This is a genomic window from Sinosporangium siamense (genome assembly GCF_016863435.1).
Classification (GTDB): Bacteria; Actinomycetota; Actinomycetes; order Streptosporangiales; family Streptosporangiaceae; genus Sinosporangium; species Sinosporangium siamense.
Genome location: NZ_BOOW01000008.1, coordinates 1 through 19,393 on the forward strand (window position 1 = coordinate 1; position 19,393 = coordinate 19,393).

15 protein-coding genes and 1 pseudogene are annotated in these 19,393 nt (G+C 69.1%); 9 read left to right on the forward strand and 7 right to left on the reverse strand.

The window, feature by feature from the left end; all coding sequences use genetic code 11:
• Window positions 1-35: 35 nt before the first annotated feature.
• A complete protein-coding gene (locus Ssi02_RS06345; RefSeq protein WP_204022060.1) occupies window positions 36-1,424 on the reverse strand; it encodes a PTS transporter subunit EIIC in 1,389 nt (462 codons plus the stop codon).
• Between the two features lie 36 nt (window positions 1,425-1,460).
• Window positions 1,461-2,201 carry a GntR family transcriptional regulator gene (locus Ssi02_RS06350; protein ID WP_204022062.1) on the reverse strand — a complete coding sequence of 247 codons (741 nt, stop codon included), beginning with the start codon at window positions 2,199-2,201 and terminating at the stop codon, window positions 1,461-1,463.
• A gap of 157 nt (window positions 2,202-2,358) precedes the next feature.
• Between Ssi02_RS06350 and Ssi02_RS06355 the strand changes: the two genes are divergently transcribed.
• The 5 genes from Ssi02_RS06355 (at window position 2,359) to ptsP (ending at window position 6,343) form a co-directional block, all read left to right on the forward strand.
• On the forward strand, window positions 2,359-3,393 hold the full coding sequence (locus Ssi02_RS06355; RefSeq protein WP_204022064.1) for an SIS domain-containing protein: 1,035 nt from the start codon (window positions 2,359-2,361) through the stop codon (window positions 3,391-3,393).
• Window positions 3,394-3,604: 211 nt separating this feature from the next.
• Window positions 3,605-3,841: a PTS sugar transporter subunit IIB gene (locus Ssi02_RS06360; RefSeq protein WP_204022066.1), complete on the forward strand. Its 237-nt coding sequence runs from the start codon at window positions 3,605-3,607 to the stop codon at window positions 3,839-3,841.
• A gap of 68 nt (window positions 3,842-3,909) precedes the next feature.
• On the forward strand, window positions 3,910-4,356 hold the full coding sequence (locus Ssi02_RS06365) for a PTS sugar transporter subunit IIA (protein ID WP_204022068.1): 447 nt from the start codon (window positions 3,910-3,912) through the stop codon (window positions 4,354-4,356).
• Between the two features lie 50 nt (window positions 4,357-4,406).
• Window positions 4,407-4,664: an HPr family phosphocarrier protein gene (locus tag Ssi02_RS06370; protein ID WP_204022070.1), complete on the forward strand. Its 258-nt coding sequence runs from the start codon at window positions 4,407-4,409 to the stop codon at window positions 4,662-4,664.
• 11 nt (window positions 4,665-4,675) lie between these two features.
• A complete protein-coding gene (gene ptsP, locus Ssi02_RS06375) occupies window positions 4,676-6,343 on the forward strand; it encodes a phosphoenolpyruvate--protein phosphotransferase (RefSeq protein ID WP_204022072.1) in 1,668 nt (555 codons plus the stop codon).
• A 35-nt stretch (window positions 6,344-6,378) separates the two neighbouring features.
• Here the strand turns inward: ptsP and Ssi02_RS06380 are convergent, their stop codons facing one another.
• On the reverse strand, window positions 6,379-6,666 hold the full coding sequence (locus Ssi02_RS06380; protein WP_204022074.1) for a hypothetical protein: 288 nt from the start codon (window positions 6,664-6,666) through the stop codon (window positions 6,379-6,381).
• On the opposite strand from Ssi02_RS06380, the gene nagZ reads away from it, so the two are divergent.
• Together nagZ and Ssi02_RS39740 are read left to right on the forward strand one after the other, a co-directional pair.
• Window positions 6,665-7,963 carry a beta-N-acetylhexosaminidase gene (gene nagZ / locus Ssi02_RS06385; RefSeq protein WP_239128644.1) on the forward strand — a complete coding sequence of 433 codons (1,299 nt, stop codon included), beginning with the start codon at window positions 6,665-6,667 and terminating at the stop codon, window positions 7,961-7,963. The genes Ssi02_RS06380 and nagZ overlap by 2 nt on opposite strands.
• A 532-nt stretch (window positions 7,964-8,495) precedes the next feature.
• Window positions 8,496-8,615 (forward strand): annotated as a pseudogene (locus tag Ssi02_RS39740) (hypothetical protein); the annotation flags it as partial.
• Here the strand turns inward: Ssi02_RS39740 and Ssi02_RS06390 are convergent.
• The 4 genes from Ssi02_RS06390 to Ssi02_RS06405 form a co-directional block, all read right to left on the reverse strand.
• Complete coding sequence (locus tag Ssi02_RS06390) at window positions 8,561-9,259, reverse strand: HAD family hydrolase (protein ID WP_239128645.1); 699 nt, start codon at window positions 9,257-9,259, stop codon at window positions 8,561-8,563. The pseudogene Ssi02_RS39740 and the gene Ssi02_RS06390 sit on opposite strands and share 55 nt — an antisense overlap.
• Window positions 9,260-9,422: 163 nt before the next feature.
• Window positions 9,423-10,055: an HAD family hydrolase gene (locus Ssi02_RS06395; RefSeq protein WP_204022076.1), complete on the reverse strand. Its 633-nt coding sequence runs from the start codon at window positions 10,053-10,055 to the stop codon at window positions 9,423-9,425.
• A 42-nt stretch (window positions 10,056-10,097) separates the two neighbouring features.
• Window positions 10,098-10,604, reverse strand: coding sequence for a DUF6912 family protein (locus Ssi02_RS06400; RefSeq protein WP_204022078.1), 507 nt, complete (start codon window positions 10,602-10,604; stop codon window positions 10,098-10,100).
• Between the two features lie 154 nt (window positions 10,605-10,758).
• Window positions 10,759-11,544 carry an HAD family hydrolase gene (locus Ssi02_RS06405; RefSeq protein WP_239128646.1) on the reverse strand — a complete coding sequence of 262 codons (786 nt, stop codon included), beginning with the start codon at window positions 11,542-11,544 and terminating at the stop codon, window positions 10,759-10,761.
• A gap of 181 nt (window positions 11,545-11,725) precedes the next feature.
• Here Ssi02_RS06405 and Ssi02_RS06410 point away from each other — a divergent pair, with 181 nt between their 5' ends.
• Both Ssi02_RS06410 and Ssi02_RS06415 read left to right on the forward strand, forming a co-directional pair.
• Complete coding sequence (locus tag Ssi02_RS06410) at window positions 11,726-13,612, forward strand: acetoacetate--CoA ligase (RefSeq protein ID WP_204022080.1); 1,887 nt, start codon at window positions 11,726-11,728, stop codon at window positions 13,610-13,612.
• Between the two features lie 808 nt (window positions 13,613-14,420).
• The gene (locus Ssi02_RS06415) at window positions 14,421-19,292 is read left to right on the forward strand and encodes an NAD-glutamate dehydrogenase (RefSeq protein ID WP_204022082.1); all 4,872 of its coding nucleotides are present in this window, start codon (window positions 14,421-14,423) and stop codon (window positions 19,290-19,292) included.
• The last annotated feature ends 101 nt before the right edge of the window (window positions 19,293-19,393 follow it).

Sequence of the window (19,393 nt, forward strand, 5' to 3'; positions counted from 1 at the left end):
CCGGCAATACGGCTGTGCCGTACAAGCCAAGGCCGTCAAGTCCCGGAGGCCGTTTGTGGGGATGGTTCCCCTGGGCCCGGTGGAGGTTGCTCGGTGCTGGATGGGGGTGTGGTGGGTGAATCGCCAGGGTCGGTGTCGGGGTCCGGTTCCCGGCCGGGGGTCATGATGTTCAGACGCTTGATCAAGAACGTGAACACCGTGTAGTAGATCACCGCGTACACCACGCCGAGCCCCATGATCAGCCCGAAGTTGTTGGTGTTGCTCTTGCTGGCGTTTATCACCGCGTCGATGAGGCCGGCCGAGAAGCCGAAGCCGAGCCAGCCGTCCAGGGCCGCGGTGATGGCGTGGGCGGCGCCGGTGAGGAGCGCGTGCACGATGAACAGGATCGGCGCCACGAAGATGAAGGTGAACTCGATCGGCTCGGTGATGCCGGTGACGAAGGACACGAGCGCACCGGAGAACATGATGCCGCCGACCGCGGCGCGGCGGTGTTTCGGCGCGCAGCGCCAGATGGCGACGGCGGCGGCGGGCAGGCCGAACATCATGACGGGGAAGAAGCCGGCCATGAACTCGCCGGAGCCGATCTGCCCGGCGAAGTAGCACTTCATGTCGCCCGCGGCGTTCTCGGTGGCGCCGTTGACCCCCGCGGTGCAGCCGGGGACGGTGAACCACACGATGGAGTTCACGAAGTGGTGCAGGCCGAAGGGGATGAGCAGCCGGTTGAGCACTCCGTAGATCCCGGCGCCCACGGTGGAGTGGGTGGCGAGCCACACGCCGAACTCCCTGACCCACGTGCCGAGCACCGGCCATATCAGGCCGAACACCACGCCGAGGATGAGCGCCGCGAGGGCGGTGAGCATGGGCACGAAGCGCCGCCCGCCGAAGAAGGCCAGCCAGACGGGCAGTTTGATCCGGTGGTAGCGCTGCCAGAGCAGGGCGGTGACCAGGCCGATCAGGATGCCGCCGAGCACACGGGTGGGGTTCTCCGTGGCGAGGTCGATCATCAACGTCGGCCGGCCGTCTTTGACGACGGTGTGGGCGACCTGCGACTGGATGGAGGAGTTGAAGAACATGAGGTGGGTGACGCGGTCCCACACGAGATAGCCGACGACCGCCGCGAGCGCCGTGGTGCCGTCGGACTTGCGGGCGAAGCCGATCGCCACGCCGACGGCGAAGAGCAGCGGCAGCGCGTCGAACAGCGCGTCGCCGGCGCCGCCGATGATGGCGGCGACCTGGTCGAGCCAGGGGATCTCCCACCGTCCCAGCAGGTCGTCCTCGCCGAGGCGCTTGAGCAGGGCCGCCGCCGGGAGTGCCGCGATCGGGAGCATGAGGGAGCCACCGATGCGCGAAAACACAGAGAGAGCGGCCGAGAAGGAGGACTTGGTGGTGGGCAGGTCCGCGCCCGCGGAGGAAGTGGAACTCATCGGGCGTTTCCTCCTGAGTGGGGGGGATGGGAGGATTTAGCTACGCCGTACAGGCCTCTCCAGCACCGTGCGGAGCTGGTAGCGGTCGGCGCGGTAGGTGGAGACCCCGAGCTCGGCGCACACGCCTCCGGCGAAGGACCGGCGCTGCAGCAGCAGCACGGCACCGCCCCGAGGCAGCTTGAGCAGGTCGGCGTCGCTGGGATCGGCGATGCCGCCGTCGATGGTCAGCTCCCCGCCGTCAAGCACCAGGCCGTACCTGGTCTCCAGCAGGGCGTAGAGGGACCGGTTGGTGAGGTCCTGGTCGGAAAGATCGGGCGCGAGGGACACCGGGATGTGGGCCCGCTCGATGCACAGCGGCTCGCCGTCCGCGGTGCGCAGCCGCTCGATGAAGTGGACCTCGTCACCGGGTTGGATGCCGAGTTCCCGGGCGAGGTGCGCGCTGGCCCGCACGATGCGGCGGTCCAGGTCGCGGGCGCCGGGCTCCATGCCGCGGGCGCGCATGTCGTCGCTGGTGGAGGTGAGCTGGAGCGCCAGCTCGATCTTGGGACGGGCCACGAAGGTGCCTTTGCCCGGCACCCGCTGCAGCCGGCCTTCGGAGACCAGGTGGTCGACGGCCTGTCGTACCGTCATGCGTGACAGCCCGTAGCGCTGGCAGAGCTCTCGCTCGGAGGGGATCGCCGCGCCGATGGGCAGCTCATCGCACTCGATGAGATCGAGCAAGATCTCCCGGAGCTGGAAGTATTTCGGCACTGGACTGTCCGGGTCGATTTCAGGCACGGGAACCTCCTCTCGATATGCACAGCACGATGGGTTATGGTTCGTACTGGTCTAGTCCGGACTAGACCACAGGCCGGAAATGAGTGTCAATGTACGTACCGGCGACGGATCAGTAACGGCCAGATATCGTCGCCGGGCACTGAGGGATGGGCGCGAGATGACGACCAAGATGCGCAGCGAGATCGCCGAGCAACCGGCCGCTCTTAGAGCCACACTGGACGCTCTGCTTCCGAGAATCGACGAGGTCAAGGCCCTCGGCGAACAGACCAGGCAACTCTTGTTCATCGCACGCGGCACATCCGACAATGCCGCAGTCTACGGCCGTTATCTAGTAGAGGCACACGCGGGCCGACTGGCGACCCTGGCGGCTCCGTCGATCGCCACTACCTACCGGCGCAGGCTTGATCTGAACGGTGTGCTCGCGGTGGCCCTGTCCCAGTCCGGGCGCACCGAGGAGATCGTGGAAACCCTCTCGTGGGCCAAGGACTGCGGAGCCAAGACGGTCGCCATCACCAACGGCGGACCGGCCAGCCCGCTGGCCGAGGCTGCGGATTTGGCGTTGTGCACGCTTGCGGGGGAAGAGAAGGCGGTTCCCGCCACTAAGACATACACGACGCAGCTCGCGGCTCTTGCCGTACTCGGGCTTGGCCTGGGGGCCGACGTCGACGCCGCGGACCTCTCCCGGGTGCCGGACGCGGTGGAGAAGCTGATCGCCGAGCCGGGTGCCCTCGACGACATCGTGGAGGGACTCGCCGACAAGCCGGGCGTGGTGGTCTCCGGGCGCGGCATGGCCTTCTCCACGGCGCTGGAGCTGGCGCTGAAGCTCAAGGAGGCGTGCTACCTGCACGCCATGGGCCTGTCCTACGCCGACCTGCTCCACGGCCCGATCGCCGTGGTCGACGAGGACACCCCGGCGATCCTGGTGGCGGCCGGCGACGGGCCGACCCTGCCCGGCACGATCTCGCTCGCCGAGCGGGTCACCGGAGCGGGTGCGGCGGCCTACGGCGTGGGCGGCGGCGACGGGCTCGCCGCGGTCTCGACCGCCGCGCTCAACGGCCCGGACCTGCCCGAGTGGGTCGCGCCGCTGGGGCTGATCGTGCCCGGCCAGCTGCTCACCGAGGCCCTGGCCCGCCGCCTCGGCATCGACCCGGACGCGCCCCGCGGCCTCAACAAGGTCACCCAGACCGACTGAACGAACGTCTTCCATCCTGCGGAGACCGCCGGCTGCCGAGACCGGGACCCGTCAGGTCGAGGACACCGGCGGGGCCGCAGGATGCAGGGAGGCGCGGACGGCGCGGATGGCGCGGGGATCGCGGCGATAACGTGCAGCTTTTCCACCCTGGTCGTGGACAGGGGGTCGGCGCGACCATAATGCGCAGCAATGTCTCGACAGGGAGGACGACATGGCCGCAGATGCCCAGGCGCTCATCGCCGGACTAGGTGGTGCCGACAACATCATCGAGATTGAGCCATGCATTACCCGGCTGCGCACGGAGGTGCACGACGCCTCCAAGGTCGACCAAGCGGCCCTCAAGGCGGCGGGAGCTCACGGGATCATGGCCGCGGGCAACGTCGTCCAGGTCGTCGTCGGCCCCGAGGCGGACACGATCGCCAGTGACATTGAGGATCTCATCGGCTGACCCTCGCCCGGCGATGCCGGGCGGGGCGGTGTGCACCGAAAGGGTGTCATGGCAAGGGAACCGCGATCATGACGACGGTCCTCGCCCCCGTGGCGGGTGCGGCGGTGCGTCTCGCAGCCGTGCCCGATCCGGTGTTCGCCGAGGGGATGGTGGGCCCGGGAGCCGCCATCGACCCGGCCCGGTCCCCCGGCTCCGCGGTTTCCCCCATTGACGGAAAGATCGTGAAGCTTCACCCGCACGCCTACGTAGTGGTGGGCGATGACGGGAGGGGCGTTCTCGTCCATTTAGGTATCAACACCGTGCAGCTCAGAGGGCAGGGCTTTGAGTTGCTCGTAGCCGAAGGCGACCGGGTCACCGCCGGGCAACCGGTGGTCGCCTGGGATCCAGGCGTGATCGAGGCCACCGGCCGCTCACCGGTGTGCCTGGTCGTGGCGCTGGACGCGATCGCCGCGTCGGTGACCGAACTGGTCCAGGGGCCGGTGCAACCCGGAGACGAGCTCTTCCGATGGGGATGAGACGCGGCCCGAACCGGACATCATCCGGACAAGGAAGGCGAGGAGAAACCGTGCCCGAGCGCAAGGTCATCGTCAAGTCTGAGGTGGGGCTGCACGCCCGCCCCGCCGCGACGTTCGTCCAGACCGCGGCCAAAGCCCCGATCGAGGTCACCCTGGCCAAGGCCGACGGCGAACCGGTCAACGCCAAGAGCATCCTCTCGGTGCTCGCGCTGGATGTACGCCAAGGGGAGGTCATCGTGATCCGCGCCGAAGGCGAAGGCTCCGATCAGCTCCTCGACGACCTCGCAGCGATAGCCGCGGCACCCTGAGGCGGCGGGAGATGGAGGCGCTGATCGGAGCCGGAGTGAGTCCGGGGGTCGGGTTCGGGCCTGCCCGCCGGCTGCTCGGCAGTGTTCCGCCGCCTCCTCCCGACGCGCGCCACGACGGCGACGCCGTAGCGGCAAGGCACGTGGCCCTCGCCGCGCTCGAACACGTGGCGGCCGACCTCGCGGCGCGCGGGGCGATCGCGGGCGGCGAGATCAGTGCGGTGCTCAACGCCGAGGCCCTGATGGCCCGCGACCCCGCGCTGGCCGACAAGGTCACAGATCTGATCGACGAGGGCCTGGCCCCGGCTCTCGCCGTACACCGCGCTTTCGGCGCCTATCGCGACATGCTCGCGGCGGCGGGCGGCTACCTCGGGGCGCGGGTCGCCGACCTCGACGACATCCGCGACCGCGCCGTCGCGCTGCTCATGGGCCTGCCCCAGCCGGGGGTGCCGCTGCGGGCGGTCGAGCCCTACGTGCTGATCGCCCGCGACCTCGCCCCCGCCGACACCGCCGTGCTCACCCCCGACGTGGTCGCCGCCTTCGTCACCGAGGAGGGCGGGCCGACCAGCCACACCGCCATCCTCGCCCGCGCCCTCGGCGTGCCGGCCGTGGTCGCCTGCCTCGGCGCCACCGAGGTGCCCGACGGCACGCCCCTGCTGGTCGACGGAGCCTCCGGGATCGTACGGCTGGCGCCACCCGCCGACGTGGTCGCCGAAGCCGGGAAACGCTCTCTGGAGCGCGCTGCCGCGCTGAGACGTGCCAGGGGTCCTGGTATGACCAAGGACGGGCACAAAGTGCCTCTACTGGCGAATGTGGGCGGTCCTGCCGACCTTCAGGCGGCCATGGCCTACGGGGCCGAGGGGGTCGGGCTGCTACGCACCGAGTTCCTGTTCCTCGACCGGCGGTCCGCGCCGTCCGTGGACGAACAGGAACGGGCCTACCGCGAGATCCTCGGCGCGTTCCCCGGCGGGCAGGTCGTCGTCCGCACGCTCGACGCCGGGGCCGACAAGCCCCTCGCCTTCCTGCCGCACGCCGAGCAGCCCAACCCCGCCCTCGGGGTGCGCGGCCTGCGGGTCTTCCACGACGCCCCCGAGGTCCTCACCGACCAGCTCACCGCCCTCGCCCGCGCACGGCAGGGAACGGAGGGGCGGCTCAAGGTCATGGCACCCATGATCGCCACCGGGGCCGAGGCCGCCTGGTTCGCCGGCATGTGCTCCGCCGCCGGGCTGCCCGACGCCGGCGCGATGATCGAGATCCCCGCCGCCGCCCTGCGCGCCCGCGAGATCGCCGCCCACGCCGGGTTCCTGTCGATCGGGACCAACGACCTGGCGCAATATCTCTTCGCCGCCGACCGCCAGGTCGGGGCCCTCGCCGGCCTCCTTTCCCCCTGGCAGCCGGCCCTCCTCGACCTCGTCGCCTCCGCCGCGGGCACCGGCCGCCCCACCGGCGTGTGCGGCGAGGCCGCCGCCGACCCCGCCCTCGCCTGTGTCCTGGTGGGCCTCGGGATCACATCCCTGTCCATGACCGCCCCCGCCCTCCCCGCCGTCCGCGCCGCCTTGGCGGGCCACACCGTACGGCAGTGCCGCGCCGCCGCCGCTGCCGCCCGCGCGGCCACCACCCCGTCGGAGGCCCAGACCGCGGCTCGGCGGCACTTGCCGGATCTGGCGGACCTTGGGTTGTAGGGAATTGTGGCGGCTGGTTCGTGCCTCCGCCGCCGCTAGACCGACGTGTGCATCGGGCCGTGGTTGCAGGCGATCACATCGTCGAACGCCTGACCATAGTCAACCTGGCCGCCCTGCGCGTCCGCGATCCACCGGTGCAGATTGAGGACGATCCGCTCGAGGCCGGGCCAATCCGCGAACTCGCCCAGATCGAGCGATCTGGGCCGCGGTGTCACCCCGGCGCCGAGCGCGGCGCGGCCGAACGGGGTGTGGGGGGTGGGGTGAGCTGGGGCGTTGTGGTTTGTGAGCATTTGTGGGCTTGGGCCGGATACGGTGGTCCGCATGTCTGGGATCATGCGTGCGTCGGGGCTCGTGGTCGTGATGGCGGTGGCCACCGGGTGTGGGGGGTCTGGCACGCCGGTGCCCACAGAGGTGGTCTCCACCCGTGCCGCCGCGCCGTCGGCGGCTCCCACGCCGTCCGCCTCGACCCCCGCTCGTACGCCCGTGGAGGCGGCTCTCGCGCGGCTCACCGTGCAGGAGAAGGTCGGGCAACTTTTCATGCCCGTCTTATACGGCCCGTCGGCCGACACCGTGTCGGCCGAGAACCAGGCCAGGTTCGGCGCCGCCACCCCGGCGAAGGTGGTGGCGAAATATCGCCCGGGCGGGGTGATCATCTTCCCTTGGTCGGGGAACGTGAAGAGCGTCGCTCAGGTCGTGGGCCTGACCAACGGGTTGCAGGACGCCTCGCCGAAGATTCCACTGCTCATCGCCGCCGATCAGGAGAACGGGCGCGTATCGCGCCTGGCGCCTCTGGTGACCGACCTGCCCTCCGCCAAGCGCATCGGCGACACCGGGGACACGTCCCTGGCCCGCGCCGCGGCCAAGGCCACAGGGACCGAGATGCGGGCACTCGGCGTCAACCTCGACTTCGCCCCCGTCGCCGACGTCAACATCAATCCGAAGAACCCCGTCATCGGCGACCGCGCCTACGGCTCCAACCCCCGGCGGGTCGCCACGATGGTCGGCGCGGCGGTCAAGGGCTTCCACGACGCGGGGATCGCGAGCACCGCCAAGCACTTTCCCGGGCACGGCGACACCAGCGTCGACAGTCACACCGGCCTCCCTGTGATCAACCACTCCCGCTCCCAGTGGGACCGCCTCGACGCGCCCCCCTTCAAGGCCGCCATCCGCGCCGACGTCGACGCCGTCATGAGCGCCCACGTGGTCATGCCCAAGCTCGACCCCTCGGGGGATCCGGCGACGTTGTCCAAGCCGATCCTGACGGGGCTGCTGCGTGAGCGGCTCGGGTTCGACGGCGTGGTGTCCACCGACGCGCTGGACATGGCGGGCGTGCGGAAGAAGTACAACGACGGCGAGGTGGCCGTGCGGGCCATCCTCGCGGGCGCCGATCTCCTCCTGATGCCGCCGAACATGGAGAAGGCCTACAAGGGTGTGCTCACCGCTGTGAAGTCGGGTCGCATCTCGAAGGCCCGTCTCGACCAGTCGGTCACCCGCCTGCTCAGGCTCAAGGCCAACCGCGGCCTGCTCGCCAAGGCTCCCCGCGCCGACGTGGCCAAGGCTCGCAAGGTGCTCAACTCAGCCGCCCACCGCGCTCTGGCCAGGCGCATCGTCGCCCCCTAGGTCACGGGCAACGGCTGTGCCGTACGGCGAAGCACCGTTGGCGAGGCGTTGCGGCGTCACGGGGCTTCCAAACGGTCCCCGAACGACGCCTTCGGCTCCGCGTGCGGCCGGCGGGATTGAACGACGGCGTCTCCGCGGTTTCCTGCCGGCTTTCTTTACCCTTGGGGCGACAAGGCACTGCGCCGCTCGCGGGAGGGGAAGGAGGTGAAGCCTGTGTGGCGGAAGGAAGATCTGGAAGTGGCCCGGGACGTCGCCCTTGGAAGCTGGTCCCGGACCCTCCAGCTGGCCCTGCTGTTACTCACAGTGGGCCTGACCAGTGCCCTGGTGGCCGTGTGTAGGAAACACGGCTGACCTCGGGCACTCCGTGCACCACCGTAATCCACCTGTGGGCCGGTCGCGGGAAGCGGTCGGCTCACGGTCATGCGCTCGCGGTCATGTGCTCACGGTCATGCGCTCGCGGTCATGTGCTCACGGTCATGCGCTCGCGGTCGTGCCTGGGGGAGGGGCCGTGGTCGAGGTCGTCACAGGCGACATGTCGTTCCTGGTGGACTCGGTGACCTCGGGGCTTCGCCGGCGAGTCGTGGATGTAGGTCGAAATCAGCGCGGAGTGGGTGTGGTGAGCCGGGCGATGGCGGAGACGACCTCGGAGGGATTGGTCAGGTCGGGGAGGACGAGGTCGGCGCCGGCCTCGTGGAGCTCGGCGGTGGTGGAGCGGCCGGAGGCGATGGCCAGCATGGCGGCGCCGCCGATGCGGGCGGCTTGCACGTCGCGGGTGGAGTCGCCGACGAACACGGTGTTGGCCGAGGTGAACGGCGTGCCGTATTTGTCCTTGGCGCGGCCTTGGGCCACTTGGAGGAGGGTGGCCTTGGGGTAGACCTCCTCCCCATAGCCGCCGATCCCGAAATCTACGTATTTGTGCAGGCCGAAGGCGGTCAGCTTATGCACAGCGTTGCCCTTGATAGTGCCCGAGAGCACGGACTGAACGATGCCGTCGAGTTTGGCCACCGCCTTGAGGGCGTCCTTGGCTCCGGGCATCATGCGGCCCTCGGCGGTGAGGCGGCCCTTGCGGGTGGCGAAGGCGGTGGTCAGGGCGTCGAGGAAGCGGGGCAGGTGGTCGTCCTCGGCGACCACGCCGTTCACGGCCAGGGTCTCGAAGACGATCTCGGAGTCGGGGCGGCCGTTGGCTGGGGCGAGTTTGACCAGTGGCCTTCCAGTGACCTGCCGGAAGGCCTCGGCGTAGGCGTCACGGGTGACGATGGCGGTGTCGACCAGGGTCAGGTCGACGTTCCAGAGCACGAGCCGGTTAATCGCGGGCCTCCGATGGGGTGATCTCAACCAGCCCAGCGTAAGGCCCTGGCTCGGGGCGGCGGACCGCCGCATCGAGTCGTGCGGGCCGGGCGTGCCCAGGGGCCTGCACACCTTCGTGCGTCCGCCCCGGCCGTCACGTCAAGGGTGCGGGTCAGGCGTGCCTGAGAGCGTCGGCGAGCGTGTCGACCACCGGCACGCCCTGGGCTTCGAGCACCGACCGGTGGGTCATGCCGCCTGTGTAGAGCACGGCGCGGGCGCCGACGTGCTGCGCGGCCTGGGCGTCGTCCACGCTGTCCCCGATCACGAGCACGTCCCGCGCCTCCACGCCGAGTGCGGCGATGTGGACGGCCATGTGTTCGGCCTTGTGGCCGCCGGGTGCGCCGATGAGGCCGTCGACCCTGCTGAAGTGGGATTCGAGCGCCATGGCCCGCACTTTGGGGAGCAATTGGTCATGGCTCCACATCGACAGCAGGGATTGGGTTCCGCCGGATTCGGCCCATGTGCGAAGGCCGTCCTCCGCACCGTCGGCCAGGCCGCATTCCAGCATGAGCCGGTGATAGTGGTCATGGAAGTCGGTGTCGAGGCGTTCCCATTCGCCGTCGTGGAGCGCGCGGCCGAGCATGCGTTCGTAGATCAGCCAGATGGGACGGGTGTAGATCTCCCGGAAACTCTCCACGGTGACGTTGGAGGTGCCATATGGGACAAAAGCCGCGTTTGTCGCCCCGACCACGGCGTCCACATCGTGAAAGAGCGTTCCATTCCAATCCCAGACAATGTGCGTCATGGTTGCTCACTCGACATGGAGACCAGGATAAACGTCAATTGGTTAGGGCAGCAGGTCGGGGATCTCCTGTGTCGCATACCACATCAGCTCGTGCGCCTCGGCGCCGTCCACGGTGAACTTGGCGTCGTCGTCCCCCCGATCGGCGGCGGGAAGGGCGTCCACGGCGGCGTCCACATCGGCGACGGCGACGAGATCGTCGACGTGCACCGACGCCACCACCGACATCGGCACCGGGGCGTTGAGCCGCACCCTGGCCCGCTCCTCCAGCCCGACCCCGGCGCTGACGACCGCGTCGTCGACCTCGGCGGCGACGACGACGCGGCGCGGCACCACCTCAAGGCCGTCGGCCCGGTCGGCGGCGAGCATGCGCAGCGAGGAGCGGGCCGCCTCGGTCAAGGCCACGTATTCCAGCTCTTCGGTGTCTCCGGAGACGTACCACTCGACCAGCGCGGGGGTGACCGCATATCCGGTCAGGGGCGCGGGACCGAGCTCTCCGGCGGCGGCCATGCGGGCCAGCGCGGGCAGAGTGCATGGCAGATAGACGCGCATGGCGTTCCTCGTTCTGTGCTGCGTGCTGTTGTGGGCGTGGTTGATTTCCGAGTGTGCCAGTCATCGGTGCCGTCTGGCGGCCAACACGGGTCGCTCACGTCACATTGGTCACACAATGCGCGCTTCCCCGACCCCGGGGGAAGCGCGCGAGGGATCAGTGCGCGGCCGATCTCAGCGGCATCCCGAGCAGCGTCTCCAGTTCACCGATGGTGGTCGTGGCGTCGGTGTGGTGCACCCCGGTGATGCCGAGGGCCTGGGCGGCGGCGACGTTGGGGGCCAGGTCGTCGACGAACACGCACTGGCGGGCCGTCAGCCCGATCGCGTCGAGCGAGTGATGAAAGATCCGGGGTTCTGGCTTACGCATGCCGACCTCGCCGGAGATGATCACCTCGTCGAAGGCCCCGGTCCAGTGCTCACGCGGGTAGTCGTTGCCCCAGGAGTTGGAGAGCAGGCAGGTCTTCAACCCGGCGGCGCGAGCCGTACGGAGCATCGTGTACATCGACTCGACAGGCTCAAAAGCCGCGAACATGCGGTTGAGCATGCCCTCGGCCTCCGGGATGCCGCCGTCGACGGTGATCAGCCGGGCGGCCAGGTCGCGTTCGAACTCCCGGGGGTCGATCTCGCCCCGCTCCAGAGCGTGGATCGGGTTGCCGTCGCCGGTCGCTCCGGCCGCCATTCCGGCGAGTACGGCGGCCTCCATGGCGGCCACGCCGATCACGGCGGCGTCCTTCGAGCTGCCGTCCGCCGGAATGGGCCCCGTCGAGCCGCCGTTCGCGCTGCCGTCACCATGGGCCGTCGTATAGGCGGAGGCGATCATTTCACGCATGACCTCGCGGTAGTGGGAGGGGTCGATGCGGTCGGCCGTCACCCACGCCATGATCGAGTCGTACATGCTGGTGGTGAGGACGCCACCCCAGTCGATCAACACACCCTTGTACATGTGACCTCCGAGTCCGTCCTTAAAGGGTAGACACCTCATATATCTGGACTCAGCGCGGTTATGAGGAATACCTACTTTTGCATGCTGGGCGGCTGCCCCGTGGGCGACCCACACATGGGGCCGCCCGGATGTGTGGGCGGCGGGGATGACAATCCGCAGGTCGGCGGTGAGGATGGTGGCCATGGTGGAGGAAGGTGCGCTGCTCTGGGATCCGACCCCGGAAGCCGTGAAGAACGCCAAGGTCACTCGGTACGCCGAATGGCTGGGGCGGCCGAGTGTGACATATCAGGATCTTTGGCAGTGGTCGGTGGACAACCCAGCCGAGTTCTGGACCTCGATCTGGGACTACTTCGAGGTGATCGGCGACCGCGCCGACGGCCCGGTCGTCACCGGCGTCATGCCGGGCGTCCAGTGGTTCGCGGGGTCCACGCTCAACTACGCGGCCAACGCGCTGCGCAGGGCGGAGACCGAGCCGGACCGGGTGGCTGTGGTGTTCCGCGACGAGACCGGCGCCCGGCGCACGGTGTCGCTGGGCGAGCTGGCCGGCGAGGTCGCGCGGGTGCGCGCCGGGCTGGTGCGGCTGGGGGTCGGGGTGGGCGACCGCGTGGCGGGCTACCTCCCCAACGTGCCGGAGGCGCTGATCGCCTTTCTCGCGACCGCGAGTCTCGGGGCCGTCTGGTCGTCCTGCTCGCCGGACTTCGGCGCCTCCAGCGTGATCGACCGATTCACCCAGATCGAGCCCAAGGTCCTATTCGCTGTTCAGGGCTACTCCTACGGCGGCCGGTGGTTCGACCGTTCCTCGGTCGTGGCCGACATCGCCGGGGCACTGCCCTCGCTCGCGGCCACGGTGATCGTCGGGTCGCCCGGCTGGGAGGAGCTGCGGTCGGTCTCCGCGCCGCTCGTGCACGAGGCCGTGCCGTTCGGCCATCCGCTCTGGGTGCTCTACTCGTCGGGCACCACCGGGCTGCCCAAGCCCATCGTGCACGGCCACGGCGGCATCGTGCTCGAACATCTCAAGGCGCTGTCGTTCCACCAGGACCTCGGAGAGGACGACGTCTTCTTCTGGTATTCCACCACCGGCTGGATGATGTGGAACTACCTCGTCGGTGGCCTCCTCGTGGGCTCGGCCGTGGTGCTCTACGACGGCAGCGCCGCGCACCCCGACATGAGCGCGCTCTGGCGGGTCGTGGCCGAGGAGGGGGTGACCTACTTCGGCACGGGAGCCCCCTATCTGACCAGCTCGATGAAGAAGGGGCTGCGACCCACGGGCCTGTCCGCGTTGCGCGGCATCGGCTCGACCGGGTCGCCACTGCCCCCCGAGGGCTTCGCGTGGGTCTACGAGATCGCGCCGGACGTGCACCTCGGGTCCTTCTCCGGCGGCACCGACGTGTGCACCGGCTTCGTGGGCGGCGTGCCACTCCTGCCGGTCCGCGCCGGCGTGATCCCCTGCCGCTGCCTGGGCGCGGCGGTCGAGTCGTACGGCGCAGCCGGCGAGCCCGTCACCGACGAGGTCGGCGAGCTTGTGATCACCGTCCCCATGCCGTCCATGCCGGTGATGTTCTGGAACGACCCCGGCGGTGAGCGTTACCGGGAGAGCTACTTCGCCGACTACCCCGGGGTGTGGCGGCACGGCGACTGGATCAAGATCCTGCCCGACGGCGGGTGCGTGATCTACGGCCGCTCGGACTCGACCCTCAACCGGGGTGGGGTGCGCATGGGCACCAGCGAGTTCTACCGGGTGGTGGAGCAGCTTCCGGAGATCGCCGACAGCCTGGTGATCGACACCGGGCAGCTGGGCCAGGAGGGGCGTCTCCTGCTCTACGTGGTGACGGCCGAGGGGCACTCGCTGACCGACGAGCTTGTGATGAGGCTGCGCCGGACGCTCCGCACCGAACTGTCGCCGCGCCATGTGCCCGACCAGATTCGCGAGGTGCCCGGCATCCCGCGCACGTTGTCGGGTAAGAAGCTGGAGGTGCCGGTGCGCAAGATCCTTCTCGGCATCCCGCCCGAGCGGGCCGCCAACCTCGACGCCATGGCCAACCCGGAGGTGCTTCGCCACTTCTCTTAAATGCGTAAACGACGGCACAGGCGATGGTCGTGATGGGGCCGCGCGGTCAGACCTGAACTCGCGGCTCAGCAATCACATCTGTCGCTTTAGGTGTGTTTTTGGCTCACTGTCATCGTTTGGTGGCCTTGGGTGAGGTCACATTCGGGTTACCGATTGGCAACTCCGATATCTCGATACCGCCAGCGCGACGGGGGCGGAGGAGCTTACGATTGGTGGGGACGGCGGGGATTTATCGGATCCTGCCGGGTCTGGGCGATGTGCTGTCGCTGCGCAGCGAGCGGGTGCATTGTCTACTTGGCTCCGCATGGGAGGGGACTGTGATGAACGCTCAGCGCCTCCCCACGTTGACGTTTGTCAGCTTTTCGGGTGATATCAGGTACGAAGGCATTTGCGCTCAGTCAATGGCGACTGAGTGGATAGGGGGTACCTGGTGTGCATGCGAGCGGTGCTGGTGCGCCGCCGTGTCTCCGGTGCCGCCCTGTGGGATCCTTGTCCCACCGCCCTCTCCCAGCGACTTCTCGTCGTCTCGCACCACGAGATCATGAGCAGCTCGCTGCAGACCCGATTCCCCTTCCTGGGTGGCCCGCGACAAATCCGGCGCGACGCAGCCCGCATCGCCATTCCCAGCCCGGGGCTCGGGGCCGCGGCCCCGAGTGGCCGGTTCCCGGCGGGTTCGCCTGTCGTGGGCCCGCCACAGGCCGATCTCGGTCCCCGTCTCATCACGCCGGGTGAAAGCGCTCTCTGATCGGGTCTAACGGTGAATCCACGCGAATTTAGGCAATACCCCTCACAAAGGAGTGAGAGCGACATGCCGCTCGAAGAGGCAAAGGACGATCTGCTGCAGCGCGCCGCCGAGGCGTGCGCGCGCGCGGCGGGCGGTGAACAGATGAGTCCGGAGGAGGCTCTGGCGTTCCTGCGTGTCTACTATCGGCACATAGCGCCAGAAGACCTCCTGGACCGTCAGCCGTCCGAGATCTACGGTCCGGCCCTCGCCCAGCGGGTCCACGCCGTCGACCGGCCACAGGGCCGGGCGCTCGTGCGGGCTTACAACCCGACCGTCGCCGAAGACGGGTGGGACTCCGGCCGCACGATCATCGAGGTCGCGACCGACGACATGCCCTTCCTCGTCGACTCGGTCACGATGGAGATCGACCGGCATGAGATCGGCGTGCACCGCATCATCCACCCCCAGATGCGGGTGCGCCGCGATATGACCGGCCGCATGCTCGGCCGCGAGCAGGCCGACATCACCGGCCAGCTGCTCGTCGAGTCGTGGATGTACCTCGAGATCGACCGGCAGAAGGACACGACGGTCCTCAAGCAGATCGAGGCCGATCTGCAGCGTGTGCTCGAAGACGTGCGCTACGCGGTTGAGGACTTCGCCAAGATGCGGGCTCTCGCCGTACAGACCGCCGACGAGCTGCGGGACGGGGACCTGTCGCTGGACTCGGGCGTGGTGGACGACACCGTGGGCCTCCTCAAGTGGCTGGAGGACGGGCATTTCACCTTCCTCGGCTTCCGTGAATATCGCCTGGAGGAGGACGACACGCTGCGTGCCGTTCCCGGCACGGGCCTTGGCATCCTGCGCCCGGACAAGTCCGGGTCGGACAGCTTCGCCTCGATGCCCGCCGAGCTGCGGGCCAAGGCGCGCGAGCGGCGGCAGCCGCTGATCGTCACCAAGGCCAACACGCGTGCGACGGTGCACCGCCCGGCCTATCTCGACTACATCGGGGTCAAGCTCTACTCCCCCGAGGGGGAGGTCATCGGTGAGCGCCGCTTCCTCGGGTTGTTCACCCACGTGGCCTACAACGAGTCGATCTCCCGCATCCCGGTGCTCAAGCGCAAGCTCGCCGACGTGCTGGAGCGCGCCGGTCTGGCCGCCGACTCCCACGACGGCAAGGATCTGATCGAGATCCTGGAGACCTACCCGCGCTCGGAGCTCTTCCAGATCTCCGTCGAGGAGCTGCTGCCGATCTCCCTCGGCGTGCTGCGGCTGCGCGAGCGCAAGCAGGTCAAGCTGTTCGTGCGCCGCGATGACTTCGGCCGCTACATCTCCTGCCTGATCTATCTCCCACGCGACCGCTACACCACCGAGATCCGGCTCAAGATGCAGGACATCCTGCTCAAGGAGCTCGGCGGCACCTCCCTCGACTACAGCGCCATGGTCGGCGAGTCCGCGCTGGCCCGTCTGCACGTCGTGGTGCGCGGCGAGCGGCGCAAGCCCCTGCCGCCCCGCGAGCTCGACCTTGAGGACCTGGAGCACCGGCTGTCGGCCGCGGCGCGCTCCTGGGAGGACGACCTGACGGTCGCGATCGCGCAGCTGAGACCTGAGGCGTCGGCGGGGCCGCTGATCAAGCGTTACCAGTCGGCCTTCCCCGAGGGCTACAAGGCGGACTTCCCGCCCCGCGTCGCCGTCACCGATCTGCACCGCCTCGAACAACTGGTCGACGCCGGTCGCGACGAGATCGGCATCAACCTCTACGAGCCGGCCGACGCCGTCGACGGCGAGCGCCGCCTCAAGATCTACCGGCTGGGCGAGCCGATCTCGCTGTCCCACATGCTTCCGCTGGTGCAGCGCCTCGGCGTCGAGGTGGTGGACGAGCGGCCCTACGAGATCGACCGCGACAACGACCCCACGACCAAGAACGCCTGGATCTACGACTTCGGCCTGCGCTACTCGCCGTCCACCACCGTCGACCGGGGCGACTTCAAGGAGCTCTTCCAGAACGCCATGCACGCGTTGTGGGCGGGCCGGGTGGAGAGCGACGGGTTCAACGCGCTCGTGCTCGCGGCCGGGCTCACCTGGGAGCAGACCGAGATCCTGCGGGCCTACGCCAAATATCTCCGCCAGGCGGGCACCACGTTCAGCCAGCGCTACATGGAGCACGTGCTGCGCGGCAATGTACGGCTGGCGCGGCTCCTTGTCCGGCTCTTCGAGGCGTCCCACGACCCCCGCAGGCCCGACGAGGTCCGCGGCGAGTTGTGCGAGGCGCTGGTCGAGGAGATCCTCGGCGCCCTCGACGAGGTCGCCTCGCTGGACGAGGACCGCATTCTGCGCGCTTACCTGGAGATGATCCAGGCCACGTTGCGCACGAACTACTTCCAGACCGTGGACGGCGTGCGCAAGCCGTACATCTCCCTGAAGTTCGACCCGCAGGCGATCAGCGTGCTGCCGCTGCCGCGGCCGAAGTTCGAGATCTTCGTCTACTCCCCGCGCATCGAGGGAGTGCACCTGCGGTTCGGCAAGGTCGCCCGCGGGGGTCTGCGGTGGTCGGACCGGATGGAGGACTTCCGCACCGAGATCCTCGGCCTGGTCAAGGCACAGATGGTGAAAAACACTGTCATCGTGCCGACGGGCTCCAAGGGTGGATTTGTCGTGAAGAGGCCGCCGGTCGGCGGCGGGCGGGACGAGTTCCTCGCCGAGGGTGTCGAGTGCTACCGCACCTTCATCTCCGGCCTGCTCGACGTCACCGACAACCTGATCGACGGCAAGGTCGTGCCGCCCGCCGACGTCGTCAGGCACGACGAGGACGACACCTACCTCGTCGTCGCCGCCGACAAGGGCACCGCCACGTTCTCCGACATCGCCAACGGCGTGTCCAAGGAATACGGCTTCTGGCTGGGCGACGCCTTCGCCTCCGGCGGCTCGGTCGGCTACGACCACAAGGCCATGGGCATCACCGCCCGCGGTGCGTGGGAGTCGGTCAAGTACCACTTCCGGACGATGGGACACGACGTCCAGACGATGGACTTCACCGTCGCCGGCATCGGCGACATGTCCGGCGACGTCTTCGGCAACGGCATGCTGCTGTCGCGGCACATCCGCCTCGTCGCCGCCTTCGACCACCGGCACATCTTCATCGACCCCGACCCCGACGCCGAGCGCTCCTTCAGCGAGCGGCTGCGCCTGTTCGAGCTGCCCCGCAGCTCGTGGGCCGACTACGACACCAAGCTCATCTCCAGGGGCGGCGGCATCTGGCCGCGCGCCGCCAAGTCCATCCAGGTCACCCCGCAGATGAAGGAGACGCTCGGCATCGGCGAGGGCGTCACCGCGCTCGCCCCGAGCGACCTCATCAGCGCCATCCTGCGCGCCCCAGTGGACCTGCTGTGGAACGGCGGCATCGGCACCTACGTCAAGGCCACGACCGAGTCCCACGGCGACGTGGGCGACAAGGCCAACGACGGCCTGCGGGTCAACGCCGGAGACCTGCGGTGCAAGGTCATCGGCGAGGGCGGCAACCTGGGCGTCACCCAGCTCGCGCGCATCGAGTTCGCGCTGGGCGGCGGTCTGGTCAACACCGACTTCATCGACAACTCCGCCGGTGTCGACACCAGTGACCACGAGGTCAACATCAAGATCCTCCTCGACGGGGCCGTGCGGGACCTGGAGCTCGGCGACGAGCAGCGCGACGAGCGCCTGCTCGACATGACCGAGGAGGTCGCCGAGCTGGTGCTGCGCGACAACTACGCGCAGAACGTCGTGCTGGCCGCGGCCCGCGCCCAGTCGCCGGAGATGCTGCACATCCACTCGCGCTACCTGCGCAGGCTCGAACGCGACGGGCTGCTCAACCGGGAACTCGAGTTCCTGCCCTCGGACAAGGTCCTCGCCGAACGCCGGGGGGCGGGGCTGGGCTTGTCCGCGCCGGAGTTCTCGGTGCTGCTGGCCTACACCAAGCTCTCGGTCGAGTCCGCCCTCCTCACCTCCGACCTCGCCGACGACCCCTACCTCGCGCCCTGGCTCGTGTCCTACTTCCCGACCGCCCTGCGCGAGCAGTTCCGCGACCGCATGGACGGGCACCCGCTGCGCCGGGAGATCATCACGACCGGCATCGTGAACGACCTGATCAACGCCAGCGGCACCACGTTCATGTTCCGGCTCGGCGAGGAGACCGGGGCCTCGGTGCCCGACATCGCCCGCGCCTACCTCGCCACCCGCGAGGTGTTCGACTTCCCGTCCTACTGGCGGGAGATCGAGGCCCTGGACAACAAGGTCGACACCTCGACACAGCTCGCGATGCTTCTCGAAGGCCGCAAGCTAATCGAGCGCGGCACACGGTGGCTCCTGGCCAACCGCCGCTCCCCGCTCGACCTCGCCTCCTCGGTCGCCTTCTTCGCCAAGCGCATGAACGGCCTGATCCCGCACCTGCCCCACCTGCTCACCGGGCGCGACCAGATCGCCTTCGAAGAGCGCCGGGACAGTTACATCACCCGGGGGGTGCCGGCGGCGCTGGCCGTGCGCGTGGCCGCGATGGTGCCCGCCTTCTCCACCTTCGACCTGGTCGAGGTCGCCATGCAGACCGAGCGGCCCCTGCACGAGGTCGCCGAGGTCTACTTCGACCTCGCCGACCGGCTGCAGTTCGCCCGGCTCCGCGAGCGGGTCATCTCCCTGCCCCGCGACAGCCGGTGGAACTCGATGGCCCGCGCCGCACTGCGCGACGACCTGTATGCCGCTCACGCCCAGATCACGCTCGACATTCTGTCCCGCACCACGCCGGGCCAGTCGCCCGAGGAGCGCCTCGCCCACTGGACGGAGGCCAACTCGGCCGCCGTGTCGCGGTGCCGGCAGATGCTGTCGGAGATCTGGGAGACCGACCACTTCGACATCGCCACCCTCTCGGTCGCCCTCCGGTCCATCCGCACACTGGTCGCCACCAGCAGCCTTCCCGGGGCCGCGGACTGATCACAGGACTGATCACGGGGCCGGCCACGTGAGCTGATCACATGGTCTGACCGCACAGCCGGACGCCGCCCGGCGGGAGCGATCCCGCCGGGCGGTTCCAT